We start from the raw sequence: 2,861 nt of genomic DNA on the forward strand, positions 1-2,861 counted from the left end.
ATGTGGACGCCTCCGTCTTCTTCGAGTGAGAGTGATCACCCCCACTCTGGCACATCGCGATGCCGTAATAGGGCGGGGGCGTCCATCCCATTGAGCGAAGCGAAGCAATCTCCAGAACCTGGCACCCACCCGTCACTGTGCCCGCAGAACCAGCACCCCAAGCCCCAGCCCCGTCATCCCGGAAACTGCAAAGTAGTTATCCGGGATCTCCCACGCCTGGCGAATCCCGCCGCTTGGGATAGCCCCGTCTCCAGAGATACCGGATCGACGCTCCGCTTCGGCCGGGATGACATGGAGGGGGTGGTCAAGAAGGGGTAAAGCAGCCACACCCAGACGCCGGAACCAAAAAAGCCGGACCCGCTGCCGGGCCCGGCTCAAAACAAGATCACGCTTGCAGGTGAAACAACAGCCGTCAGGCCTTGTCCGCGAGCCCCGTACCGCCGAGCTCCTGCTCGGTCTGGAACTGTTCCACCAGGGCCAGTACAGCCTCCGGCGGAATCTGGCGGATCACCTCTTCGCGTTCTCCGTCCATCACCGTAATCACCGTTCGGCCACTACTGTCGTCCACGCTGAACTCCAGCGCCCGCTTGGTGGATTGCAGGTAGGAATTGATCGACTCGACCACCTGATTGACCTCGTCCATATCCATGGCCTCGATCGCGGGTCCGGTGGAACCACGAGCCGTTGATTCCGTATTACTGCCGGCACGAGCCACGGCCTCCGGCCGTCCCTCGCCACGAACAAGACCCGCACCGGGACCCGGGACCTTGGCCCCCTCCCCCCCGCGCGGGTTCACTGCAACCAGCGGTGATGTGATATTGCCGATTCCATCACTCATATCGCTGTCCTCTTCAGAAGGGGAGGATGGCGCCCTCGCCATCCTCCCTCAACCAGAAGCCCGAGTGATCGAGCTTACTGCAGCAGGGCCAGCACGTTCTGCGGAACGGCGTTGGCCTGCGACAGCACCGAGGTACCCGCCTGCTGCAGCACCTGGGCGCGGGTCAGCTCGGCGGTCTCGGCCGCGAAGTCCGCATCCTGGATCCGCGAACGGGCAGCGGACAGGTTCTCCGACGAGATCTCCAGATTGCTGATAGTGTTCTCGAATCGAATTTGCACCGCCCCCAGTTCGGACCGGAGTCCACTGACCTGTTGCAACGCAAAATCCAGCGTACCCAAGGCCTGGGTGGCATTCTCGCGGTTTAGCACATCCACCGCGTTCAGGGTGTTCTGCTCTGTTGCGGTAGCATCCAGGCCACCTAGTGCTGTCGCATCGGTGCCACCCACTTCGATTTCAGTCCCCACATCGGCCGCGAGCACGATGCCAGCAGAGAAAGTCTGATCACCCGTTCCACCAAGGACTTCGTCCGCGTCGACAATCTCGATGTCCGCACCAGATGTGTTGCTCAGGATGATGGTATCTGCGGTCTCGCCAGCTTCAGCAACGACGCCCGTCTGGGCGCTAGCGCTGTTGACGCGCTCAATAAAATCGGCCGTGTCTTCACCATCATTGACGTTGATCTGGACGCCATTGATTTCCACGAATCCGTCATTGCCCGTGCTATCGAACGCCAGCTCTCCAGAATTGACGGTTGTGGCACGCGAAGCTTCAACACCGGTGGTCGAGAGTTCATTGTTGATCGCGGCAACCACGCCGTTCAGTGAATCGACGTCACTCAGGTCAATGGACACACCCTGTACGGTAATGTCAGTCAAGGCTTCGAGATCTGTCGTTTCGACATCAACACTGCCACCTTCGGCCACTGCAGCGCCCAGTACGGACCCGCGGGTATCCACCCCTGTGACCGAGATGGTCTGATTCTGGTTGGCACCAACCTGGAAAAACAGGTCGCCCAACGAGCCGTCCAGAATCTTTTGACCATTAAATTCTGTGGAGTTTGCGACACGGTTGATTTCCTGAACCAGCTGCTGAACCTCGTTGTTCAGCGCCTGCCGATCCGAGGCGGAGTTAGTGTCGTTAGCAGACTGGACAGCCAGTTCACGGATACGCTGAAGGGCGTCACCCACGGTACCCAGCGCACCCTCAGCGGTCTGCGCAAATGAGATGCCGTCGTTGGCGTTACGCACGGCCTGGTTCAGGCCGCGGATCTGGGTGGTGAAGCGCTCGGCGATGGCCAGACCGGCCGCATCGTCCTTGGCGCTGTTGATACGCAGGCCCGAGGACAGACGCTCCAGGCTCTGAGCCAGCGCGCCCTGGGAGTTGTTCAGGTTGCGCTGCGCGTTCAGGGAAAGAACGTTGGTGTTGATTACTTGGGACATGATCGCTCTCCTGTAGAGTCGTTCGTCACCGCCTCGGGCGGTTCTGGTGAACGGGACGATCCCCGCTCTCAGGACCCTTAACGACCTGCCCTACAGAACCTTTAGCCCATCGTTGAAATTTTTTTCACCGCGGGTGGCAAATCGTTGCCGCTCGCGCCGCATGCGCCCTCCAACCCGCCACAGCCACGCCATCATCCGCACCACACACCCCGCCGTCACCCCAGCCGCATCGCAGCGGAGAGCCGGGACCTCCAGACGCCGGACCAGCCCCCAACCGACGGGCAGCCCGCACTGCAGAGATCCCAGATAACCGCTGCGCGGTTTGCGGGGTGGCGGTTCTGTGGAAGAAAGTTACGGAAACGGGGACCACGGGCCGGCCACCCCAGGGTGGCGACCACATCCCGTCATTGCGAGGAGCCGCAGGCGACGTGGCAATCGGCTGCATGTGGCAAGCCGTTTGATTCCCGCACACTTGCTCATTCCGAGCGATTGCTTCGTCGCTGCGCTCCTCAATGGGATGGACGCCCCCGCCCTATTACGGCATCGCGATGTGCCAGAGTGGGGGTGATCACTCTCACTCGAAG

The 2,861-nt window shown here is 61.2% G+C and carries 2 protein-coding genes; both read right to left on the reverse strand.

Annotated elements, in window-relative coordinates; all coding sequences use genetic code 11:
• Positions 1-412: 412 nt before the first annotated feature.
• Positions 413-880, reverse strand: a complete 468-nt coding sequence (locus H609_RS14330) for a flagellar protein FlaG (RefSeq protein ID WP_369773669.1) — start codon at positions 878-880, stop codon at positions 413-415.
• A 32-nt stretch (positions 881-912) separates the two neighbouring features.
• Positions 913-2,277: a flagellin gene (locus tag H609_RS0110885; RefSeq protein ID WP_028484961.1), complete on the reverse strand. Its 1,365-nt coding sequence runs from the start codon at positions 2,275-2,277 to the stop codon at positions 913-915.
• Positions 2,278-2,861: the final 584 nt, after the last annotated feature.

Origin of the sequence: Thioalkalivibrio sp. ALE17 (assembly GCF_000425605.1) — a bacterium.
Classification (GTDB): Bacteria; Pseudomonadota; Gammaproteobacteria; order Ectothiorhodospirales; family Ectothiorhodospiraceae; genus Thioalkalivibrio.

What these genes read in the sequence shown, in the direction of transcription:
- H609_RS0110885 (WP_028484961.1), bottom strand. Translation starts at nt 2,277, where the DNA reads ATGTCCCAAGTAATCAACACCAACGTTCTTTCCCTGAACGCGCAGCGC.
- H609_RS14330 (WP_369773669.1), bottom strand. Translation starts at nt 880, where the DNA reads ATGGCGAGGGCGCCATCCTCCCCTTCTGAAGAGGACAGCGATATGAGT.